This is a genomic window from Acidovorax sp. FHTAMBA, from assembly GCF_038958875.1.
GTDB lineage: Bacteria > Pseudomonadota > Gammaproteobacteria > Burkholderiales > Burkholderiaceae_C > Acidovorax.
This window is the reverse complement of sequence record NZ_CP152407.1, coordinates 3,794,671-3,815,377: the sequence shown is the minus strand read 5'-3', so window position 1 is coordinate 3,815,377 and position 20,707 is coordinate 3,794,671. Positions and strand designations below refer to the sequence as shown.

The window sequence follows — 20,707 nt, the reverse complement described above, 5'->3', positions numbered from 1 at the left end:
TGCGAGGCTGCCAGAATAGGCCTTGTTGCCTTTCTCAGGAGTCCGTCATGGCCGTATCACGCAAGTTGTCGCCCACGCCCGCCCGCCACGCGTTTGCCAGCACCCTCAAGAGTTTCAAGACAGTGTCTGGCAAAGAAGGCCAGTTCTACTCGCTGCCTGCACTGGCCAAGCAGTTTCCCCAGATCAGCCGCCTGCCCGTGTCGATCCGCATCGTGCTCGAGTCGGTGCTGCGCAACTGCGATGGCCGCAAGGTGACCGCCGAGCATGTGCGCGAGCTGGCCCACTGGGCTCCCAATGCCCCGCGCACCGACGAGATTCCGTTTGTCGTCTCCCGCGTGGTGCTGCAGGACTTCACCGGCGTGCCGCTGCTGGCCGATCTGGCCGCCATGCGCAGCACGGCCGCGCGCCTGGGCAAGAACCCCAAGAAGATCGAACCGCTGGTGCCCGTGGACCTGGTGGTGGACCACTCCATCATGGTCGATCACTATGGCAAGAAGAATTCGCTCGACCTGAACATGAAACTCGAATTCCAGCGCAACCGCGAGCGCTACGAGTTCATGAAATGGGGCATGCAGGCCTTTGACACCTTTGGCGTGGTGCCCCCGGGCTTTGGCATCGTGCACCAGGTCAACCTCGAATATCTGGCGCGCGGCGTGCACAAGCGCAAAGATGGCGTCTACTACCCCGACACCCTCGTGGGCACCGACAGCCACACCACCATGATCAACGGCATTGGCGTGGTGGGCTGGGGCGTGGGCGGCATCGAGGCCGAGGCCGCCATGCTGGGCCAGCCGGTGTACTTCCTCACGCCCGATGTGGTGGGCTTCGAGATGACGGGCCAGCTGCGCGAGGGCGTGACCGCCACCGACCTGGTGCTCACGGTGACCGAGCTGCTGCGCCAGCACAAGGTGGTGGGCAAGTTCGTCGAATTCTTTGGTGAAGGCACACGCACCTTGGCGTTGCCCGACCGGGCCACCATCGGCAACATGGCGCCCGAGTACGGCGCGACCATGGGGTTCTTCCCGGTGGACGAAAAGACCATCGACTACTTCAAGGGCACGGGCCGCACCAAAACCGAAATCGAAGCGTTTGAGGCCTACTTCAAGGCCCAGGGCCTGTTTGGCGTACCGCTGGCGGGCGAGGTGGACTATTCGCAGGTGGTGAAGCTCGACCTTGGCAGCGTCACCCCCAGCCTGGCCGGCCCCAAGCGCCCGCAGGACCGCATCGAACTTGGCAAGGTCTGCAGCCAGTTTGCCGACCTTTTCAGCAAGCCGAATGCGCAAAACGGTTTCAACCGCCCGGCCGAGCTGCTGCACACGCGCCACCACGTGCGCAGTGGCGACACCCCGTCTCTGCTGGCCCCGCCCGAAGAGAAGCCCGCGCCGTCTGGCGCGCCACGGTTTGTGGTGGAGATGGAGCAGAACAAGCCCACCCTGGCGGCGGCGCACGCCGAGGTAACCGCCCAGAAGGCCAGCCGCACCGGCGACGTCACGGTGGGCAACGGCGACGTGCTGATTGCCGCCATCACCAGCTGCACCAACACCAGCAACCCCAGCGTGCTGCTGGCCGCAGGCCTCCTGGCCAAGAAGGCGGTGGAGGCGGGCCTCAAGGTGCAGCCGCACATCAAGACCTCTCTGGCGCCTGGCTCGCGCATCGTCACCGAATACCTCACGGAAACCGGCTTGTTGCCCTACCTCGAAAAGCTGGGCTTCGCGGTGGCAGGCTATGGCTGCACCACCTGCATCGGCAATGCGGGCGACCTCACGCCCGAACTGAACGAAGCCATCACCAGCAACGACCTGGTGTGCGCGGCCGTGCTGTCGGGCAACCGCAACTTCGAGGCGCGCATCCACCCCAACATCAAGGCCAACTTCCTGGCGAGCCCGCCGCTGGTGGTGGCCTATGCGATTGCCGGCACGGTGCTCAAGGACCTGATGACCGAGCCCGTGGGCAAGGGCAAGGGCGGGCGCGACGTGTACCTGGGCGACATCTGGCCCAGCAGCGACGAAGTCCACGCCCTGCTCAAGTTCGCAATGAACGGCAAGGCCTTCCGCGAAAACTACGCCCGGGTGGCCACCGACCCCGGCAAGCTGTGGGAGAAGATCCGGGGCGTGACCGGCACGGCCTACACCTGGCCCGCCAGCACCTATATTGCCGAGCCCCCGTTCTTTGCCCAGTTTGCTCTCGAAAAAGGAGCTGCTGGCGCAGATGGTGCAAGCGCTGGAGCCCAATTTGACTCCAAACTTCCTTCGGTGATGGGTGCGCGCATCATGGCGTTGTTTGGAGACTCCATCACCACCGACCACATCTCGCCCGCGGGCTCCATCAAGGAGACCTCTCCGGCAGGGCAGTGGCTGCTGCAGCATGGCGTGATGAAGCAGGACTTCAACAGCTACGGCGCGCGGCGTGGCAACCACGACGTGATGGTGCGTGGCACCTTTGCCAACGTGCGCATCAAGAACCTCATGATTCCGCCCACCGCGGACGGCTCGCGCGAGGAGGGCGGTGTCACGGTGTTCCAGAACGAGGGCACGCTGCAGGGCGAGAAGATGTTCATCTTTGATGCCGCCATGCAGTACATGGCGCAGGGCACGCCCACCGTGGTGTTTGCGGGCGAGGAGTACGGCACCGGCTCCAGCCGCGACTGGGCCGCCAAAGGCACACAGCTGCTGGGCATCAAGGCCGTGGTGGCCCGCAGCTTCGAGCGCATCCACCGCTCCAACCTGGTGGGCATGGGCGTGCTCCCGTTGCAGTTCAAGGCCGGAGATTCCTGGGAGTCGCTCGGCCTGGTGGGCAACGAGGTGATCGACGTGATCCCCGACCCTGCGCTCACGCCACAAAGCGATGCCCGGCTGGTGATCCGGCGCGCCGATGGATCGTGCGAGGAAGTCACGGTGACGCTGCGCATCGACACCCCCATCGAGGTGGACTACTACCGGGCAGGTGGCATCCTGCCGTTTGTGCTGCGCCAGCTCCTGCAGGGCTAGCGGCATCCAGCGGGGCCTCGGCCCCGTTTTTTTTGGGGGTGTCGAGGAAAACCCGCACGCTGCCGGGGTGCGCAGGGCGCAAAAATCCGGGGCTACTGGTGGAGGTCTTACTCCTAGATACACTTGTTGGAAACACCTTCCGCCAGTCTGCCCACCCCCGCCCGCCACCATGCCGCATACGAACAATTCCCCACGGCCCCGGCGTGCGCGCTGGCCGCTGGCGGACGCCCCGGCGCTGACCGTGGTGCTGGTCGTGGCGTCGCTGGCATTGGTGATGGTGCCGATGGGCAGGATGCTGGGCGAGGGCGCCCAGACACAGCACGGTCTGGAGCCGTTCATGGAGCTGGTGGCCGTGTTGCTGGGGCTGCTGGTCGTCTCGGTCTCGCTGCACACGCTCGAAGCGTCCGAGCAGCAGCGTGCCAATGTGCTGGTGGTGGGCTTTGGCATCGCCGCAGCCTGCAACTTCCTCCACGGTGTCCTCGCGCATTCCACGCCCGTGCACATGCCTTCGGGGTCGGCCAACATCTCCCTGTGGCTCAGCAGCTGGGCGCGGGTGGTGGAGGTCATCACGCTCGTGCTCACGGCGGCACGCACGGCACTGCCCGGCCCGCCCAAGGCGTGGCTGGCGGCAGCGGGCGCCGGTCTCCTGCTGCTGCTGGTTTCTGCCTTGGGGCCCCTGCCGGGCTGGTTTGCTGCAGCGGCAGGCGGCGGGTTGCGGCAGTACCTGGCATTCACGCTGGCGGCCGGGCTGGCCGTGGCGGCCGTCTGGCTGCACCGTGGCAACGGGCCGCGCGAACGCGTTTTTGCTTGGGCTGCGCTGGCTTTTCTGTGCGGTGAGCTCACCGTGGGGCTGCTGGGCGGCCACTCGCAGGTAGGCGGGCCGCTGGCCCATGCGCTGCGGGTGGTGGCCTACGCGCTGCTGTACCAGGCCGTGTTCGATGCCGGTATCCGGCTGCCGTTTGCGCGGGTGCAGGAGGCCGAGCGCCGGCTGCGCGAGAGCGAGGGGCGCCTGACCCTGCTGGGGCGCAACCTGCCCCACAGTGTGCTGTTCCAGGTGGTGCGGGAGGTGGACGGCCGGACCCGTTTCGCGCACATGGGCGATGCCGTCGAGCGCCTCAACGGCGTGCGCGCGCAGGACGTCATGGACGACCCCAAGGTGCTCTACCGCCAGGTGCTTGCTGAGGACATCGGCCGCCTGCGCCAAGCCGAGCGCGAATCATTTCTGACGATGAGCAGCATGGAGGCGGTTTTTCGCGTGCGCCGCACCGATGGTCAGGTGCGCTGGATGCATCTGAGCTCGTCGCCTCGCGGGCTCGACGACGGGCGCGTGGTGTGGGATGGCGTGCAGACCGACATCACTGCCCACCACGAAGCCGAGGAGGCGGCGCACGCCAAGGAAGCGCTCATGGCCGCCATGCTGCGCCAGGTGCCCGGCGGCGTCGCCCGGATCGACCGCGACATGCGGGTGATGTATGTGAACGAGCAGCAGGCTGCATGGCTGCGCCGCTCTGCGGACGAACTGCAGGGTCAGCGGTTGCAGGAAGTGCTGCCGCCCGCGCTGATGCAGCGCATGCAGCCACATTTCGACAAGGCGTTCTCCGGCCAGACCACGGTGTTTGAAAACCGCATTGAAGGACCGGATGGCATACAGGTGCGCCATACCACCATCGCCCCGGAAACGGTGGGCGAGCAGGGTGTGCCTGCCGTTGTGGTGTAGGCCTACGATCTCACCGGGCTCAAGCGGGTCGAGGCGGAGCTGGCCGAACAGAAGGCCCGGCTGACCAGTGTGGTCAGCGCCATACCCGACATGGTGTTCCTCAAGGATGCCGATGGTGTGTACCTGTCGGTCAACCCGGTGTTCGAGCGTTTTGCGGGGCGGCCAGAGCAAGAGATCGTGGGCCGCAGCGACATTGACCTGAATGCGCCGGAAGTGGCAGCGCGCTTTCGCAAATACGACCTGCGCGCCATGCAGGCCTGGCAGCCGCTGGTGTATGAAGAAACGCTCACGTTTGCCGAAGACGGCTACCAGGGCCAGTTCGAGACCATCAAGACCCCCATTCGCGACCTGACGGGCCGCGTGACCGGTGTGCTGGGCGTGTGCCGCGACATCACGGACCGCAAGCGTGCAGAGCAGGAAATCGAACGCCTGGCCTTCTACGACGCCCTCACCGGCCTGCCCAACCGACGCCTGCTGCTGGACCGTCTGCAGCGCTCCATCGCCGCCTGCCAGCGCACCAAGGCCCTGGGCGCCCTGCTGTTCATCGACCTCGACAACTTCAAGGATCTGAACGACACCCTCGGCCACGACGTGGGCGACCAGCTGCTCGCCCAGGTGGCCACCCGGCTGGTGGGCTGCGTGCGCGAAGCCGACACCGTGGCCCGCTTTGGCGGCGACGAATTCGTCGTCATGCTCGAAACCCTGGCCCCCGACCTGCAAGACGCCGCCACCCAGGCAGAAACCGTGGCCGAGAAACTCCTGGCCAGCCTGAACCAGCCGTTTGACCTGGACGGTGCCCAGCACTACAGCACCCCCAGCATCGGCATCACCCTCTTTGGCGACGAACGCCTGTCGGTGGACGAACTCCTCAAACGCGCAGACCTGGCCATGTACCAGGCCAAGGCCGCAGGCCGCAACACCCAGCGCTTCTTCGACCCCGACATGCAGGCCGCCGTGAACGCCCGCTCCAACCTGGAAGCCGACCTGCGCCAGGGCCTGGCCCGGGGCGAGCTGCTGGTGCACTACCAGCCCGTCGTGGACCACCAGTCGCGCCTTCTGGGCGCAGAAGCCCTGGTGCGCTGGCGCCACCCCCAGCGCGGCATGATCAGCCCCGGCGACTTCATCCCCCTGGCCGAACAGACCGGCCTCATCCTCCCGCTGGGCCAATACGTCCTCAGAACCGCCTGCGCACAGCTGCAGCGCTGGAGCCAGCACGAAGCCACCGCCCACCTTTGCATCTCCGTCAACGTCAGCGCCCGGCAGTTCCGGCAACCCGGCTTCGTGGCCGAAGTGCTGCAGACCCTCAAAGAGCACCACGCAGAACCGGCCAAACTCAAGCTGGAACTCACCGAAAGCCTGCTGCTGGGGGACATCGAAGACACCATCGCGCGCATGGTGCAACTCAAAAGCGAAGGCGTGGGCTTTGCGCTGGATGACTTTGGCACCGGGTACTCGTCCCTTTCCTACCTCAAGCGGCTGCCGCTCGACCAGGTCAAGATCGACCAGAGCTTTGTGCGGGACGTGCTCAGTGACCCCAACGACGCGGCGATCGTGCGCACCATATTGGCGCTGGCGATGAGCCTGGACCTGCAGGTGGTGGCCGAGGGGGTGGAGACGACGGGGCAGCTGTCGTTTTTGCGGCTGCACGGGTGCGAGGGGTTTCAGGGGTATCTGTTTGGGCGGCCCGTCCCCATCGATGTGTTTGTGCGTGAGCACCGGCTGGTGCCGGAAGGCGTGGCGCCTGGCGCCACCAGCGAAAGCGGCGGACCATGAGCGCGCCTGCCATTCTGTGGGTGGACAGCGATGCGCTGCACGCGGCGGCCGCGCGGCGGCTTCTGGAAGAACGCCAGCCGGGCTGGCAGGTGGTGAACAGCCCCAACCCGGATGCGGCACGCGCCCCGCTGGCATCGCATGCCTGGGACGCCGTGGTGCTGTGCCTGCAGCCCTCGGTTCAGGACCTTCCGGGCGTGCTGGCGCTGTGTGCGGGCCGCCCGGTGCTGATGTGCATCGACGGCCACCAGGAGGCACTGGCCGCGCGGGCCTTTCGCTGCGGACTGGGCGACTACATCGTGCGGGAGGCCGATGGGGTGGCCCATCTGGGCGAACTGCTGCACCGCCTGGCCGTGCTCCTGCAGCGAACGCAGGGCCAGGGCCAGCCTGTGCGCATGGTGGATGCCCGCATCTGGCAGGAGGCGCTGACGCTGCTGCAGGAGCAACGCTCCGCGTTGCAGGTCACCCTGGCCAGCATGAGCCAGGGCATCTTCAAGACCGGGCCGGACGGCAGCATCATCGTCTACAACCAGCGGGTGCTCGAGCTGCTGAACCTGCCCGAATCGCTGATGGCCAAGCGCCCCACGCTGGCGGACCTGACCCGCATCCAGTCCGAGCGCGGCGACTTCGGCGAGGGCCACAGCCTGGTGGACCAGCGCGGTTATGGGTATGTGGCCGGAGGGGCCGTGGCCCCCGCGCCAGACGTTTACTGGCGCACCACACGCGATGGCCGCACGTTTGAAGTGCGCACCACGGAGCTGCCCGACGGCAGCCTGGTGCGCACCTTTGCCGACGTGAGCGACTACGTGCGCGTGGAAAACGAGTTGCGCGAGAGCGAGGCGCGATTTCGCTCGCTGAGCGATCTTTCCTCCGACTGGTACTGGGAGCACGACGCAGAAGGCCGCTTTGTGCAGCTGGCGGGCGACCTCAGCGTCAACGGCATACCGCTGACCAGCGTGATGGGGCGCACGCGGTGGGAGATCGGCGCCCTCAACATGACCGAGGCCGACTGGGCCGCGCACCGGGCCGTGCTGCAGGCCCATCAGCCCTTTCGTGACCTGGAGATACAACGCCAGCGGCCCGATGGCAGCATGCACTGGATATCGGTCAGTGGCGTGCCGGTGTTTGACGCGCAGGGCGCCCTGCGCGGCTACCGCGGCGTGGGGCGCGACATCACCGAACGCAAGCGCGTGGAAAGCCAGATCGAGCGGCTGGCGTTTTACGACGCACTGACCGGCCTGCCCAACCGCCGCCTGCTGGTGGACCGGCTGCAGTGCGCCACCGCAGCGGTGGCGCGCTCCGGCGCGCAGGGGGCGCTGTTTTTCATTGATCTGGACAATTTCAAGGACCTCAACGACACGCTGGGCCACGACACCGGTGACCAGCTGCTGGTGCAGGCAGCCCAGCGGCTGGCCGCCTGTGTGCGCGATGTGGATACGGTGGCCCGCTTTGGCGGCGACGAGTTCGTGGTGCTGGTGGAAGGACTCAGCGCCGATGTCACCCAGGCCAGCAGCGAGGCTGCACTGGTGGCACGCCACATCGCCGAGGCCCTGGGCAAGCCCTACGCCCTGGGCGCAACCAGCCACCACAGCACCCCCAGCATCGGCATTGCCCTGTTTGGCGACAAGGCGAGCAGCGTGGACGAACTGCTCAAGCATGCCGACCTGGCGATGTACGAGGCCAAAGCCGCCGGCCGCAACACCCAGCGGTTTTTCGACCCCGACATGCAGGCGGCCGTCAGCAGCCGCGCGGCGCTGGAGGCCGAATTGCGCCGCAGCCTGCACGACAACGAACTCATGCTGCACTACCAGCCGGTGGTGGATGGTGAAGGGCGGCTGCTGGGCGCAGAGGCGCTGGTGCGCTGGAATCACCCGCAGCGCGGCGTCGTCATGCCTGCCGAGTTCATCGGGCTGGCCGAGCAGACCGGGCTGATCCTTCCCATCGGGCAGTGGGTGCTGGAGGCCGCCTGCGCCCAGCTGGTGGCCTGGTCGCGCAGCGCGCTCACACGCAGGTTCTTCCTGTCGGTGAACGTGAGCGTGCGGCAGTTCCGGCAGCCCGATTTTGTGGAACAGGTGCTGGGCGCCCTGCAGGCCAGCGGCGCCAACCCCGAGCAGCTCAAGCTGGAGCTGACCGAGAGCTTGCTGCTCACCGATGTGGAAGACGTGATCTCGCGCATGGAGCACCTGCGCCGCTACGGCGTGGGTTTTTCGCTGGATGACTTTGGCACCGGCTATTCGAGCCTGAGCTACCTCAAGCGCCTGCCGCTCGACCAGCTCAAGATCGACAAGAGCTTTGTGCGCGACCTGCAAAGCGATCCGAATGATGCCGCCATCGTGCGCACCATTTTGGCGCTGGCGCAGAGCCTGGACCTGGCCGTGGTGGCCGAGGGCGTGGAAACCGCGTTCCAGCTCGAGTTTCTGCAGCGCCACGGCTGCCAGGCTTTCCAGGGCTATTTGTTCGGCCGCCCCATGGCGCCTGAACTGCTGGAGCGCGCGCTTCGGCCCTTGCCCTGAAACCTGAAATACCCGCAAGTCATCTGGCCGCGCCCTGGTGCGCGGCACAATGCCACCCATGAAAAAACAGGTGTTGGTTGCCGGCGGCGGCATTGGGGGCTTGGCCGCTGCGCTGGGCGCATCGCGCGCGGGGTGGGATGTGCGGCTGTACGAGCGCGCTGCCGCTTTCAGTGAAGTAGGGGCGGGTGTGCAGATCGGCCCCAACGTGGTGCGCCGCCTGCAGGCATGGGGCCTGCAGCAGCCCCTGCAGGCGGTGGCTGCGTTTCCCGGCCGCCTGCAGGTGCGCAATGCAGTCAGTGGCCAGGAACTGGCCGTGCTGCCGCTCGGATCGACCGCCGTGGAGCGTTACGGCGCAGCCTACGCCACCATCCACCGGGCCGATCTGCACGGGCTGCTGCTGTCGGCTCTGACCAAATACACCGACACGCAACTGCACCTGGAGCATGCGATAGACAGCTTTGCCGATGCCGATGGCGTGGTCACCGTGCGCACCAGCCGCGGCAAGGAGCTGGAGGGCGACGCACTCATCGGGGCTGACGGGCTGTGGAGCCGCACCCGCACCCAGCTTCTGGGTGCCGTGCCACCCCGCGTGACGGGCCACCTGGCCTACCGGGCGCTGGTGCCGCAGCATGCGCTGCCCGATGCGCTGCGCACCGCCCAGGTCACGGCGTGGCTGGGCCCGCGCCTGCATGCGGTGCAATACCCGGTGCGCCGGGGGGAGCTGCAGAACATCGTTGTGATCGTGCAAGGCCCCGCGCCGCAGGACCTGGAAAACTGGGACCATGCCGCCAACGCGGCGGGCCTGGACCACGCCCTGCAAGGCACCTGCACGGCCCTGCAGGATGTGGTGCGCAGCGTCGGCACGGCCGGGGCGCCCGGCTGGCGCCTGTGGCCGCTGTGTGACCGCCCGCCGGTGCAGGGCGCCCACGAGATGGCGCAGGGCCTGTTGGCCCTGCTGGGCGATGCCGCACACCCCATGCGCCCCTACCTGGCGCAGGGCGCGGGCATGGCCATTGAAGACGCTGCCGAACTGCAGCGTGCGCTGTCGATGCACGACCTGGACGTGCCGCTGCGCCTGAGGCGCTACGCACTCAACCGCTGGCAGCGCAATGCACGCGTGCAGGCACGCTCCACCCGCAACGGCCGCATCTTTCATGCCACCGGGCTGGTGCGCTGGGGGCGGGACGTGTCGTTGCGGCTGCTGGGCGAACGCTTGCTGGATGTTCCCTGGCTGTACCGGGGCGATGGCTCGAGTGCCAGTTCGCTGTAGTGCAAATTGCTACATAAAACATAGCTTCTGGCGCTTGCTGGATAAGCGCTGGAGCCTGTTTTTGATGATCTTTTCTCAGGCCAGCGCCGTCAGCGTGCGGGCGCGGGCAGGCACCGAAACGCCAAGGCCCCGGCGGCCAGCATGCCCGCAATGGTCAGCATCACCGCCACATACGGATCGGCCCCCTGCGCGGCTGCGATGGAAGCGGCCACACCGGTGACCCACTGCATCAGCGCCACGCCCAGGAAAAGCGCCATGGTGAACACCGCCATCGCGCGCCCGGTGACGGCGGGGGCGTAGGCCGACCGCACGTCCGAATACTGCAGCACCATGTAGCCCGACAGCATGCCCACGGCAATGGAGCCTGCCACGTCCAGCCACTCGGCATGCAGCAGGCCGATGGCGCCAAAGAGCGTTGCCAGCAGCACCGTGAAGCCGGTGATCCAGCGGCGCCGGGCGCCCGGCCCCGGGTCGAGCCGCCCGAACAGCGCCGGGGTGAACAGCGACACCAGCGACGACAGCATGGCCACGTTGCCGCTGGCCACCAGCGAGTAGCCGTGCCGCTCGATCAGCAGCGGCCCCAGCCACAGGCCCCGCAAGGTGAGGAACGACGCATATGTCGTCAGCGCCAGCAGCATGATGCCCGCGGTGTGCGGCAGCAGGAACAGCGCGCCAAAGCCGCGCACCGCCTGCAGCACCGATTCGCGCGGGGGCGCACCGTGGGCGGGCTGCGCTGGCTCGTGCACTTTCCAGAAGATCAGCAGCCACGCCAGCGTGGCCAGCCCTGCCAGCACCGCAAACCCCATGCGCCACGACGACTGCTGCACCAGCCACGCCAGCGGCGTTCCCGTGAACAGCATGCCCAGCCCGCCCACACCCATCGCCACGCCCGAGACCATGGCAAACCGGCGGGCCGGAAAGTAGCGCGCAATGAACACCGTGCACACCAGAAAGGCGGGCGCGCAGCCCACGCCGATCAGCACCTGCCCCAGCAGCACCCCGCCATAACCCGGTGCCAGCGCCGACAGCACAGCGCCTGCAATTGCCAGCGGAAACGCCACCAGCAGCGTGCGCCGCACGCCATACAGGTCAATGCCGATCCCCATGAAGAGCTGCATGGTGCCGAAGGCAAAAGCAAACGCCCCTGCAAACACGCCCAGCGCCTGGGCCGACAGGCCGAACTCTGCCCGCAGGCCCGTGGCCATGATGGCCGTGACCGTGCGAAACGCCTGGCTCAGCGCAAAGCCCGACACAAGTGCCAGCAACATCCACCAGGCGTTGCGCGGGGAGATCAGCGGGGCGGGCGTTTGCGAAGCGGTCATCGGCATGCAGCCAAGGCTACCAGCCCTGCGCCAGATCGGCTGTCGCCCACAGGGCCCGCAACATCGCCCCGCCGACGCCCCTGCTGCACAGGTGCCACGCAGGTGGTGTCCCACAGACCCCCAAGGCACCGTCCTATTGACGTGACGAGACCGGCGTGGAATCGTGTGCACACCGGCCGTTGTTGTGTCTGCACGTGACCGGCCTGCCATTCAAGGAGGTTTCCATGTTGCTTCGCCATCCCTTTCACGGCTTCTGGGCCGTGCTGTTGTTGTTTTTCGGGCTGACAACCTCCGCCACGGCCCAGCCGCGCGACGAAGGCAGCTACCAGATCCTCGGCGCGCGCTATGGCACGCTGGAGAGCAATGTGGACGTGACGGACCGGCTGCGGCAGCTTGCCCGCAGCGACCAGACCTTCCGCGTCACCAACGAAGTCTTTGGCGCCGACCCGGACCGTGGCCGCACCAAGGCGTTGCGCATTTACGCCCGCGGGCGGGACGGCGCGACGCGGACGTTCGAGTACCGTGAGGGCGCCACCGTGGACGGTTCCCAGTTCATCGGCTGGCGTGGCGGAAGATGGGGCCAGGGCGGTCGCAACCAGGGCTGGCAAGGTAATGAAGGCCGAAACAACCGTGGCCGCGATGACGGTGAGCTCAGCATCCTGCAAGCCGTCTATGGCACGCCCGAGCGCCATGTCGACGTGACGCAGCGCCTGCGCGAACTGGCCCGCAATGACCGCGCCATCCACCTCACCAACGACACCTTTGGCGTGGACCCCCATCCCTACAAAATCAAGACCCTGCGCATTTATGTGCGTGACCGCGACGGTCAGACCCAGCTGCTGGAATATGCCGAGGGCAAAACCATTGACGGCGGCCGCTTCAGCGGCTGGACCGGCGGCAACTGGGGCCGTGAAGGCTGGAACGGTGGCTGGAACGGCGTGGTGAACCCGGGCGCCTACCCGCAGGGCGGTGGCTACCGGGATCCACAACGCAATGCGCTGGTGGTGCTGAACGCCGCATACGGCGCCGAGGGCCGCATGGTCGATGTGACGGGGCAGCTGCGCTCCATCGTGCGCGACGACCGTCTGGAGGTGCGCGTGACCAACGACCTGTGCCGCTGTGACCCTGCGCCCCGGGTGACCAAGACGCTTTGGGTGACCTACTCGCTGGGCGGCCGCCAGCAGCAGGCCAGCGTGCGCGAGGGCGACGATCTCGTCCTTCCCTGACGCAGCACGGCCGGTGCCCTTGCATTGGCCGGGCGATCTTCTGTGATGAACCGATCAGGCAGGGCTGCTCACCGCGGTGAGCAGCCCTTTTTTTGCGCTACAGGTCCGTGCGCAGCTTCCAGATCTCGGGGAACAGCACCACGTCCAGCATCTTGCGCAAGTAACTCACCCCGCCCGTGCCACCCGTGCCGCGCTTGAAGCCGATCACGCGCTCCACCGTGGTCACGTGGCGGAATCGCCAGAGGCGGAAGGCGTCTTCCAGGTCGGTCAGCTCCTCGCCCAGCTGGTACAGGTCCCAGTGCTTCTCGGGGTTGCGGTACACGGTGAGCCAGGCCTGCTCCACCGCGTCGTTTTCCACATAGGGCTCTCTCCAGTCGCGCTCGGTGTGGCTGGCCGGCATGGGCAGGCCACGTCGGGCCAGCAGGCGCAGGGCCTCGTCGTACAGCGAAGGGGCCTCGTACGCCGCCTGCACCAGCGCCAGCAGGTCGGCGCGGTGCTCGTGGGGCCGGAGCATGGCGCGGTTCTTGTTGCCCATCGAGAACTCGATGCAGCGGTACTGGTAGCTCTGGAAGCCGCTGGACTGGCCCAGGTACGGCCGCATGGCGCTGTACTCGGGCGGTGTCATGGTGGCCAGCACGTCCCAGGCGTGCACCAGCTGCTCCATGATCTTGCTGACCCGTGCCAGCATCTTGAACGCGGGCGGCAGCTCGTCGCGCGCAATGTGGCCAATGGCCGCACGCAGCTCGTGCAGCATGAGCTTCATCCACAGCTCGCTGGTCTGGTGCTGCACGATGAACAGCATCTCGTCGTGCGCGGGCGAGAGCGGCTTTTGCGCGGTGAGGATGGCGTCGAGCTGCAGGTAGTCGCCGTAGCTCATCGACTTGCTGAAGTCGAGCTGGGCGCGCTCTTCGCGCACGATGGATTCGGGCAGGGCGGCGGCCGGCGTGTCGCTGGCGGGGACGGTGGTTTGGGAAAAGGGGCACATGGTGGGTCTCCTGCGTTCGCGCCGTTTCACACGGAGCGCTCGATCAATCAGAGCCGTTCGGGCTGAGCCTGTCGAAGCCTTGCGCGGCACTTCGACAAGCTCAGTGTGAACGGGTTGAGGTGTTTTTGGATGCCGACAGGCCTCAGGTCACCGCGTGCGTCTGGTTGAACTCGGGCTTTTGCCAATCGCCGCTTTCCAGCACTTGGCGCAGATGCTCCACCGCGTTCCATACGTCTTCGAAACCGATGTACAGCGGCGTGAAGCCAAAACGCAGGATGTCCTTGTGTGGGCCCTTTCCACCGTCACCTTTTCGGAAGTCGCCGATCACACCGCGCGCAATCAGCGCCTGCACGATGGCGTAGGCGCCGCTGCCCTGGCCATTGACGCCCGCGCCTTCGTCGCGCGTCAGGCACACCTGCGAGCCGCGCTGTGCATGCGCACGCGGCGTGGCCAGGCCCAGGCCGTGGCCTGCGCAGCGTTCCTCCACCAGCTGGATGAACAGGTCGGTGAGCGCCAGGGATTTGGTGCGCAGTGCCGCCATGCCGCCCAGTGCATCGGCTGCCGTGAACACATCCAGCCCGCACTGAAGCGCCGACAGGCTGATGATGGGCTGCGTTCCACACAGGTAGCGTGTGATGCCCGGGGCGGGTTGGTAATCTGGCGTAAAGGCAAAAGGTGCGGCATGGCCCCACCAGCCCGAAAGTGGTTGCCAGAAGCGGTCAGCATGGCGCGGGTGCACCCACACAAAGGCCGGTGCGCCGGGGCCACCGTTCAAATACTTGTAGCCGCAGCCAATCGAGAAATCAGCGCCCGCGCCGTTCAAGTCCACCGGCACCGCGCCTGCGCTGTGCGCCAGGTCCCACACGCACAAAATGCCCTGCGCGTGCGCGGCGGCGGTGATGGCGGCCATGTCGTGCATGGCGCCGGTGCGGTAGTTCACGTGGGTGAGCATCAGCACGGCCACGTCGGAGGTCAGCGCTGTGGTGATCTCATCGGGCTCTACCAGCACCAGCTCCAGCCCGCGTTCCTTGCACAGGCCTTCGGCAATATAGAGGTCGGTAGGGAAGTTGCTGCGCTCGCTCACGATGCGCTTGCGGGCGGGGCTGTCTTCGCGCGCAATGTTCAGCGCCGCGCTCAGCACCTTGTAGAGGTTGATGGAGGTGCTGTCTGTGCACACCACCTCATGGGGGGCCGCGCCGATCAGCGGGGCCAGCTGGTTGCCCAGGCGCTGGGGCAGGTCGAACCAGCTGGCGGTGTTCCACGACTTGATGAGGTCCGTGCCCCATTCGCGCGCCACCACGTCGGCCACACGGGCGGCGGCAGCCTTCGGCAACACGCCCAGCGAATTGCCGTCCAGGTAAATCACGCCCGCAGGCAGGCTGAAGTGCTCGCGCAGCGGGGCGAGCGGGTCTTGCGCATCCAGGGTGCGGCAGTCTTCAAGGGTTATCGTCATATTGGTTGGGTTGATTGCTTCTGTTTTGATAGCGGTTGGCGCTTATGGGATAAGCGCTAGAGGCCAAAAAGTCTTGAAATGGCCGTAGTCAGAGCGCTCGCAGCACGGCGCGCACGGGCGATGCGTCGGCGGTGGTCAGCTTGAGCGGCAGCGCGATCAGTTCGTAGTCGCCCTCGGGCACGGCGTCGAGCACCAGGTTCTCCAGCACGCGCAGGCCCCGCCTGCGGATGACCTGGTGGCTGTCCAGTGTCTTGCTGTCGGCCGGGTCGATGCTGGCGGTGTCGATGCCCACCAGCAGCACGCCGTGGTCGGCAAGGCGCTCGATGGTGTCGGGGGCAAAGGCGGTGAGCTGGCCGTCCCAGTGCTCGGGGGCTGTGGCGTAGGTGCGCACCAGCACGCGCGGGGGCAGGGCGCTGTTCAAAGCATGGGCGATGTGCCGCCACTCGATCAGCGGGCCGCAGCCGATGGCGTGGATCACGCGGCAGGGCCCTAGGAATGCGTCCAGCGATACATCGCCAATGGTGGCGCCGCTTTCGTCATAGTGCAGCGGCGCGTCGGCATGCGCGCCCACATGCGGCGACAGGGTGATCGCGCTCACGTTCACCGGACAGCCGGGGCCGATGGTGGCGCACCACTGCTGGCTGTAGGCCGTGTCGCCGGGGAACACGGGGCTGCCCGCGTGCACGGGCGGCGAGATGTCCCAGAGCCGGTGGGCGGTGGAGGGGGAAGGCGTTGGCATGGGACAAAGTTTGCATGTCCCGTAAAACCCGTGGTGTCGGTTATTTCCAACAGCCCGGCGGTTTTTGTTGAGGCCTCAACAATCGGCGCCGTACACGGACCCGGCCGCCAGCGCGTTCAGCGCGTGGGTGAGGTTGATGCGGGCCTGGGCTTCGTGGCGCTCTTGAAAAAACTCTGTGCCGTAGATGCGCGGCCGCGCCAGAAACCCCTGCAGCACCGCACTGCGCCCCGCCACGTAACGCGGCCAGCGCACAAAGAAGTATTCGCGGCGGACGTTGCGCTCGAACTGGCGGTACACCGCATCGCTCTGGCCGAGGATGGCCAGGTCGATATCGACCACCCATTGCGCATCGCCTGTGAGCGGGCCGGGGGAGTGGCGGGTGTCCAGAATGTGCTGGTGCACGGTTTGCGCCAGCGTGGCGGGTAGACCCTGGCCCAGGATGAAGCGGCTTGCCCAGTCGGCGCTGCGCTCTTCGTTGTGTTTGCTCCACGGCCAGTAAATGGCATCGTGATACCACAGGGCCAGCGCAACAGCGTGGGGGTTGTCGAGTGTGGCGGGTTGCTGATCCTGCACCACGTGCCAATGCCGCAGGCAGGCCCAGAGGTGGGTGGTATCGTGGTAGGCGCGCGGCCAGCGTGCCCAGCTGAGCACAAGCCGTCGCCCCTCTTTACGCCACGCCGGTGTATCCCGGCCGAGTGCTTGGCCCAGCAATGCCCAGTGTGCCAACAGTTCAGCGCTGTGGGCGGGCTGGCGACGCCAAGGCATGGAGAGCCAAAAAATCAGGCTATGCGGCCGAGCAGAAGGTACTCCATGAGTGCCTTCTGCACGTGCATCCTGTTTTCTGCCTCATCCCACACCACGGACTGCGGTCCATCGATCACATCCGCCTCGACTTCCTCGCCCCGGTGCGCGGGAAGGCAGTGCATGAACAGCGCATCAGGCTTGGCGGCGGCCATCATCTCGGCATCCACGCACCAGTCGGCAAACGCCTTCTTGCGCTCTTCGTTCTCGGCCTCGTAGCCCATGCTGGTCCAGACGTCGGTGGTGACCAGGTCGGCGCCCTGGCAGGCTTCGAGCGGGTTGCTAAAAAATTGATAGCTACTGGCGCTTGTCCCACCAGCGCCAACGGCCAATTTCTCATCAATTTCATAACCACGGGGGGTGCTCACATGCACCTTGAACCCTAGCAATGCAGCGGCCTGCAGCCAGGTGTTGGCCATGTTGTTGCCGTCGCCCACCCACGCCACCGTCTTGCCCTTTATGGAGCCACGGTGCTCGATGAAGGTGAAGATGTCGGCCAGGATCTGGCAGGGGTGGAATTCGTTGGTCAGGCCGTTGATGACGGGCACGCGCGAATGCTGCGCAAAACGCTCGATCTTGGTCTGCTCGAAGGTGCGGATCATCACCAGGTCCACCATGCGGCTGATGACCTTGGCGCTGTCCTCGATGGGCTCGGCGCGGCCCAGCTGGCTGTCACCGGTGGTCAGGTGCACCACGCTGCCACCGAGCTGGTACATGCCGGCCTCAAAGCTGACGCGCGTGCGTGTGCTGGCTTTTTCGAAAATCATGGCCAGGGTGCGGTCCACCAGCGGGTGGTGCTTTTCGTAGGCCTTGAACTTCTTCTTGATGAGCGCGGCGCGCTCGAACAGGTAGGTGTATTCGTCAGCGTTGAGGTCGTTGAACTGCAGGTAGTGTTTCATGGGCGTGTGTCTCGGTGCCGGCCGGTTACTCGGCCAGGATGGCTTTGACCAGCGGGGTCAGCTTGGCCACGATCTCGTCGGCCTCGGCGGTGGTCAGGATCAGCGGGGGAACCAGGCGGATCACGGTGTCGGCCGTGACCGACAGCAGCAGGCCTGCCTCGGCCGCACGGCCAATCAGCGCGCCACAGGGTTTGTTCAGTTCGATGCCCAGCATCAGGCCCTGGCCGCGAATCTCCTTCACGCCGGGCAGGCTGCCCAGCTCGCGCTGCAGCGCTGCCCGCAGGTGGTCGCCCACCTGGGCGGCGTTTTGCAGCAGGCCGTCTTCTTCCATGATGCGGATGGTTTCCACACCGGATCGCATGGCCAGCGGGTTGCCGCCAAAGGTGGTGCCGTGGTTGCCCGGCTGCAGCACGTTGGCCGCCTTGGGGCCCGCCACCACTGCGCCAATCGGCACGCCCGAGCCCAGGCCTTTGGCCAGGGGCATGACGTCGGGCACGATGCCGGCCCACTGGTGGGCAAACCACTTGCCGGTGCGGCCCACGCCGCACTGCACTTCGTCGATCATCATCAGCCAGTCGCGCTCGTCGCACAGCTTGCGCAGCTGCTGCAGGTATTCCGCACGCATCGGGTTGATGCCGCCTTCGCCCTGGATGGTTTCAAAGAACACGGCCACCACGTTGGGGTTGCCTTCGGTGGCTTTTTTGATGGCGTCGATATCATTCATCGGCACGCGAATGAAGCCTTCGACCAAGGGGCCGAAGCCGCTGTGGATCTTGGGGTTGCCCGTGGCGGACATGGTGGCAATCGAGCGGCCGTGGAAGGCGCGTTCGTACACCACGATCTCCGGCTTGGCGATGCCCTTGTCCACGCCAAACTTGCGTGCGATCTTGAGCGCAGCCTCGTTGGCCTCCAGGCCCGAGTTGCAGAAGAACACGTTGGTCATGCCCGACAGCTGCACCAGCTTGGCGGCCAGTTGCTCTTGCAGGGGCACGTGGTAGTAGTTGGAGGTGTGGATGAGCTTGGTGATCTGGTCCTGCAGTGCAGGCACCAGCTTGGCGTGGTTGTGCCCCAGCGTGTTCACGGCGATGCCACCCAGGCCGTCCAGGTATTCCTTGCCGTTCACATCCCACACGCGGCAGCCTTGCCCACGGGCCAGCGCAATGGGTACGCGACCATAGGTGTTCATCACGTGGGGCGAAGCTGCCGGGATGGAAGCGGTCATTCGGAAATCTCCAGACGGTACGGTGGCAAAAAAGCGAAGCACGATTCTAGGGGGCGCAAGGGAAGGGGCTGTTGACGATTGCGCATCACTGCAATGCGGGCGCTAATCCCATCGCGCGGTGGTTGTGCAGCCCGCTGAAGGGATTAGGGAGCCAGCTCTTATATAAGAGTTAGAATGTTGCGCTGCGGTGCAGCATGCAGCGATCCTGTGTCTGGCGCTTTGAGAACGTGGCTGCACGTTCTTGTTACCACTCCAATCCCCGATGGTTTCCCCCACCTCCAAAGAAGTCTTCATCCAGGGCATCACCCACGACGGGAAAACCTTTCGCCCCAGCGACTGGGCCGAGCGGCTGGCCGGGGTGATGAGCAGCTTCCGGCCGGGCGGGGCAAGGCCTGGCAGCCATCTGAGCTATTCGCCCTGGTGCATTCCCACCACGCTCAATGGGGTCAAGTGTGTGGTGGTGAACCGCGATCTGCGCGACCACGAGCCCATGGCCTGGGATTTTGTGTTGAACTTTGCCCGGGACAACAACCTGCAGGTGGCCGAGGCCTGCCTGCTGCCGGACACCCCCCCGCTTCCAAAGCCCTGATACCGCGCCGCAGCAGGCTTGGGGCCTGCGTTGCCGGGGGCTACAGGCCGCGCTGCTCAGTAGCGCACGATGAGCGCTACCACCGACAAGAACGCGGCCACCGGCGGCTCAACGCCGGGCAGTTCGATCAGCAATTCGCGTTTGAAGGTGATGGCCGAAGGCTCGCGGATGCAGCCCAGGGGCATTCGCGTGACGCTTTCAGTGACCGGGAAGTTCCTTTTGATCCAGCCCGAGGAGGTACCGACCTCGGCCTGCATGGGCTGCGTCATCAGGATGCGCGGCAACCGTTGCCCCGCGCTTTTGCCCAACACATCCACCTGCGCGTGGACTGTCTCGTCGGCTGTTTCGAGTGTGTAGCGGATGTTGCTGAGGTGCCCGCGGCTCAGATACAGGTGCCGCACCCTCCAGGCGCTGCCGTTCAGGTGCATCTGAATGTCGCCTTTGGCAGCATCTTCGGCGCTGTAGACGCGCAATCGGGCATTTTTGGCCTGCGAAAACCACGCGTAGCTGAACCCACCCCGCACCTGGCTGCGGGCGTCATCCAGAAACTCGCAGGTGAAGCCGTCCAGTGCGGACTTCTGACGCAGGATCATGGGCAGGGGGTCGGAAGTGATGCACCCGCAATGTAGCGTGGGCGCTGTGATGGACCGCTGAAACGAAAAAACCGCCCGAAGGCGGTCTTGTCGTTCTTTTTTTGCTGGCAGCGCACCCGTTACAAACGGCGAACGGCACATGCCGTTCGGGCTGTTTGCCTGCCGGAGCAGGCGGAGAGGTGGGTCAGGCGGCTGCCAGAGCCAGGGCTTTCACCTTGGCAGACAGACGGCTCTTGTCACGAGCTGCCTTGTTCTTGTGGAAGATGCCCTTGTCAGCCACGGTGTCCACCACGGCTTGCATCTTGGCGAACAGTTCGGTCGCCTTGGTCTTGTCGCCAGCCAGAACCGCCTTTTCGACGTTCTTGACAGCGGTACGGTATTTGGAGCGCAGCGAGGTGTTCGCAGCGTTGAGCTTGATGTCCTGACGGACGCGCTTGCGGCCCGACGCCAGGCGCGGGTTCTTCTTCTTGGGTTTAGCGGATGCCATTGTTGAGTTCCTTGAGGTCTGTGGATGATGCCAGCAAAGCCAGCGATTATAGCCCAGCGGGTTTCCGCATCCAATCCCAACCCCCGAAACTGGCGCAGCCCCATCGCCAGCGCACCCGTGGAACTGGCTCTGCC

The 20,707-nt window shown here is 66.0% G+C and carries 15 protein-coding genes and 1 pseudogene; 7 read left to right on the top strand and 9 right to left on the bottom strand.

The features are described from left to right. The first annotated feature begins 47 nt into the window (after positions 1-47). From AAFF19_RS17800 to AAFF19_RS17780, 5 genes and pseudogenes are all read left to right on the top strand, one after another. Entirely contained in the window at positions 48-2,987 is a 2,940-nt protein-coding gene (locus AAFF19_RS17800; protein ID WP_342720691.1) for an aconitate hydratase, read from the top strand. 169 nt (positions 2,988-3,156) lie between these two features. Further along, entirely contained in the window at positions 3,157-4,704 is a 1,548-nt protein-coding gene (locus tag AAFF19_RS17795; RefSeq protein WP_342720690.1) for an MASE3 domain-containing protein, read from the top strand. A gap of 18 nt (positions 4,705-4,722) precedes the next feature. Next, a pseudogene (locus tag AAFF19_RS17790) lies at positions 4,723-6,477 on the top strand (EAL domain-containing protein); the annotation flags it as partial. Beyond that, positions 6,474-8,987: an EAL domain-containing protein gene (locus tag AAFF19_RS17785; protein WP_342720689.1), complete on the top strand. Its 2,514-nt coding sequence runs from the start codon at positions 6,474-6,476 to the stop codon at positions 8,985-8,987. The pseudogene AAFF19_RS17790 and the gene AAFF19_RS17785, both read left to right, overlap by 4 nt. A gap of 58 nt (positions 8,988-9,045) precedes the next feature. After that, complete coding sequence (locus tag AAFF19_RS17780) at positions 9,046-10,257, top strand: FAD-dependent monooxygenase (RefSeq protein WP_342720688.1); 1,212 nt, start codon at positions 9,046-9,048, stop codon at positions 10,255-10,257. Between the two features lie 89 nt (positions 10,258-10,346). Here AAFF19_RS17780 and AAFF19_RS17775 read toward each other — a convergent pair whose 3' ends face one another. Next, positions 10,347-11,579 carry an MFS transporter gene (locus AAFF19_RS17775; protein ID WP_342720687.1) on the bottom strand — a complete coding sequence of 411 codons (1,233 nt, stop codon included), beginning with the start codon at positions 11,577-11,579 and terminating at the stop codon, positions 10,347-10,349. Between the two features lie 224 nt (positions 11,580-11,803). Between AAFF19_RS17775 and AAFF19_RS17770 the strand changes: the two genes are divergently transcribed. Beyond that, positions 11,804-12,805 (top strand): DUF3395 domain-containing protein, encoded by a 1,002-nt coding sequence (locus AAFF19_RS17770; protein ID WP_342720686.1) that lies wholly within the window; start codon positions 11,804-11,806, stop codon positions 12,803-12,805. A gap of 97 nt (positions 12,806-12,902) precedes the next feature. Here AAFF19_RS17770 and kynA read toward each other — a convergent pair whose 3' ends face one another. The 6 genes from kynA to AAFF19_RS17740 all read right to left on the bottom strand — a co-directional run bounded on the left by kynA (position 12,903) and on the right by AAFF19_RS17740 (position 18,904). After that, on the bottom strand, positions 12,903-13,790 hold the full coding sequence (kynA, locus tag AAFF19_RS17765; protein ID WP_008905765.1) for a tryptophan 2,3-dioxygenase: 888 nt from the start codon (positions 13,788-13,790) through the stop codon (positions 12,903-12,905). A gap of 142 nt (positions 13,791-13,932) precedes the next feature. Further along, positions 13,933-15,243: a kynureninase gene (kynU, locus tag AAFF19_RS17760; protein WP_342720685.1), complete on the bottom strand. Its 1,311-nt coding sequence runs from the start codon at positions 15,241-15,243 to the stop codon at positions 13,933-13,935. An 88-nt stretch (positions 15,244-15,331) separates the two neighbouring features. After that, complete coding sequence (kynB, locus tag AAFF19_RS17755) at positions 15,332-15,982, bottom strand: arylformamidase (protein WP_342720684.1); 651 nt, start codon at positions 15,980-15,982, stop codon at positions 15,332-15,334. Between the two features lie 75 nt (positions 15,983-16,057). Beyond that, entirely contained in the window at positions 16,058-16,633 is a 576-nt protein-coding gene (locus AAFF19_RS17750; protein WP_342720683.1) for a hypothetical protein, read from the bottom strand. Between the two features lie 128 nt (positions 16,634-16,761). Continuing rightward, positions 16,762-17,682 carry an ornithine carbamoyltransferase gene (gene argF / locus AAFF19_RS17745; RefSeq protein ID WP_182119862.1) on the bottom strand — a complete coding sequence of 307 codons (921 nt, stop codon included), beginning with the start codon at positions 17,680-17,682 and terminating at the stop codon, positions 16,762-16,764. Positions 17,683-17,707: 25 nt separating this feature from the next. After that, positions 17,708-18,904 carry an aspartate aminotransferase family protein gene (locus AAFF19_RS17740; protein ID WP_008905760.1) on the bottom strand — a complete coding sequence of 399 codons (1,197 nt, stop codon included), beginning with the start codon at positions 18,902-18,904 and terminating at the stop codon, positions 17,708-17,710. 262 nt (positions 18,905-19,166) lie between these two features. On the opposite strand from AAFF19_RS17740, the gene AAFF19_RS17735 reads away from it, so the two are divergent. After that, on the top strand, positions 19,167-19,493 hold the full coding sequence (locus AAFF19_RS17735; protein WP_008905759.1) for a DUF3579 domain-containing protein: 327 nt from the start codon (positions 19,167-19,169) through the stop codon (positions 19,491-19,493). A gap of 56 nt (positions 19,494-19,549) precedes the next feature. Here AAFF19_RS17735 and AAFF19_RS17730 read toward each other — a convergent pair whose 3' ends face one another. Together AAFF19_RS17730 and rpsT are read right to left on the bottom strand one after the other, a co-directional pair. Continuing rightward, positions 19,550-20,086, bottom strand: coding sequence for a hypothetical protein (locus tag AAFF19_RS17730; protein WP_342720682.1), 537 nt, complete (start codon positions 20,084-20,086; stop codon positions 19,550-19,552). 184 nt (positions 20,087-20,270) lie between these two features. Beyond that, the gene (rpsT, locus tag AAFF19_RS17725) at positions 20,271-20,573 is read right to left on the bottom strand and encodes a 30S ribosomal protein S20 (protein WP_008905691.1); all 303 of its coding nucleotides are present in this window, start codon (positions 20,571-20,573) and stop codon (positions 20,271-20,273) included. Positions 20,574-20,707 lie beyond the last annotated feature (134 nt).

Excerpts from the sequence above, each read along its gene's own strand:
- AAFF19_RS17800 (WP_342720691.1), top strand. The coding sequence starts at position 48 with ATGGCCGTATCACGCAAGTTGTCGCCCACGCCCGCCCGCCACGCGTTT.
- AAFF19_RS17795 (WP_342720690.1), top strand. The coding sequence starts at position 3,157 with ATGCCGCATACGAACAATTCCCCACGGCCCCGGCGTGCGCGCTGGCCG.
- AAFF19_RS17785 (WP_342720689.1), top strand. The coding sequence starts at position 6,474 with ATGAGCGCGCCTGCCATTCTGTGGGTGGACAGCGATGCGCTGCACGCG.
- AAFF19_RS17780 (WP_342720688.1), top strand. The coding sequence starts at position 9,046 with ATGAAAAAACAGGTGTTGGTTGCCGGCGGCGGCATTGGGGGCTTGGCC.
- AAFF19_RS17775 (WP_342720687.1), bottom strand. The coding sequence starts at position 11,579 with ATGACCGCTTCGCAAACGCCCGCCCCGCTGATCTCCCCGCGCAACGCC.
- AAFF19_RS17770 (WP_342720686.1), top strand. The coding sequence starts at position 11,804 with ATGTTGCTTCGCCATCCCTTTCACGGCTTCTGGGCCGTGCTGTTGTTG.
- kynA (WP_008905765.1), bottom strand. The coding sequence starts at position 13,790 with ATGTGCCCCTTTTCCCAAACCACCGTCCCCGCCAGCGACACGCCGGCC.
- kynU (WP_342720685.1), bottom strand. The coding sequence starts at position 15,243 with ATGACGATAACCCTTGAAGACTGCCGCACCCTGGATGCGCAAGACCCG.
- kynB (WP_342720684.1), bottom strand. The coding sequence starts at position 15,982 with ATGCCAACGCCTTCCCCCTCCACCGCCCACCGGCTCTGGGACATCTCG.
- argF (WP_182119862.1), bottom strand. The coding sequence starts at position 17,682 with ATGAAACACTACCTGCAGTTCAACGACCTCAACGCTGACGAATACACC.
- AAFF19_RS17740 (WP_008905760.1), bottom strand. The coding sequence starts at position 18,904 with ATGACCGCTTCCATCCCGGCAGCTTCGCCCCACGTGATGAACACCTAT.
- AAFF19_RS17735 (WP_008905759.1), top strand. The coding sequence starts at position 19,167 with ATGGTTTCCCCCACCTCCAAAGAAGTCTTCATCCAGGGCATCACCCAC.
- AAFF19_RS17730 (WP_342720682.1), bottom strand. The coding sequence starts at position 20,086 with ATGATCCTGCGTCAGAAGTCCGCACTGGACGGCTTCACCTGCGAGTTT.
- rpsT (WP_008905691.1), bottom strand. The coding sequence starts at position 20,573 with ATGGCATCCGCTAAACCCAAGAAGAAGAACCCGCGCCTGGCGTCGGGC.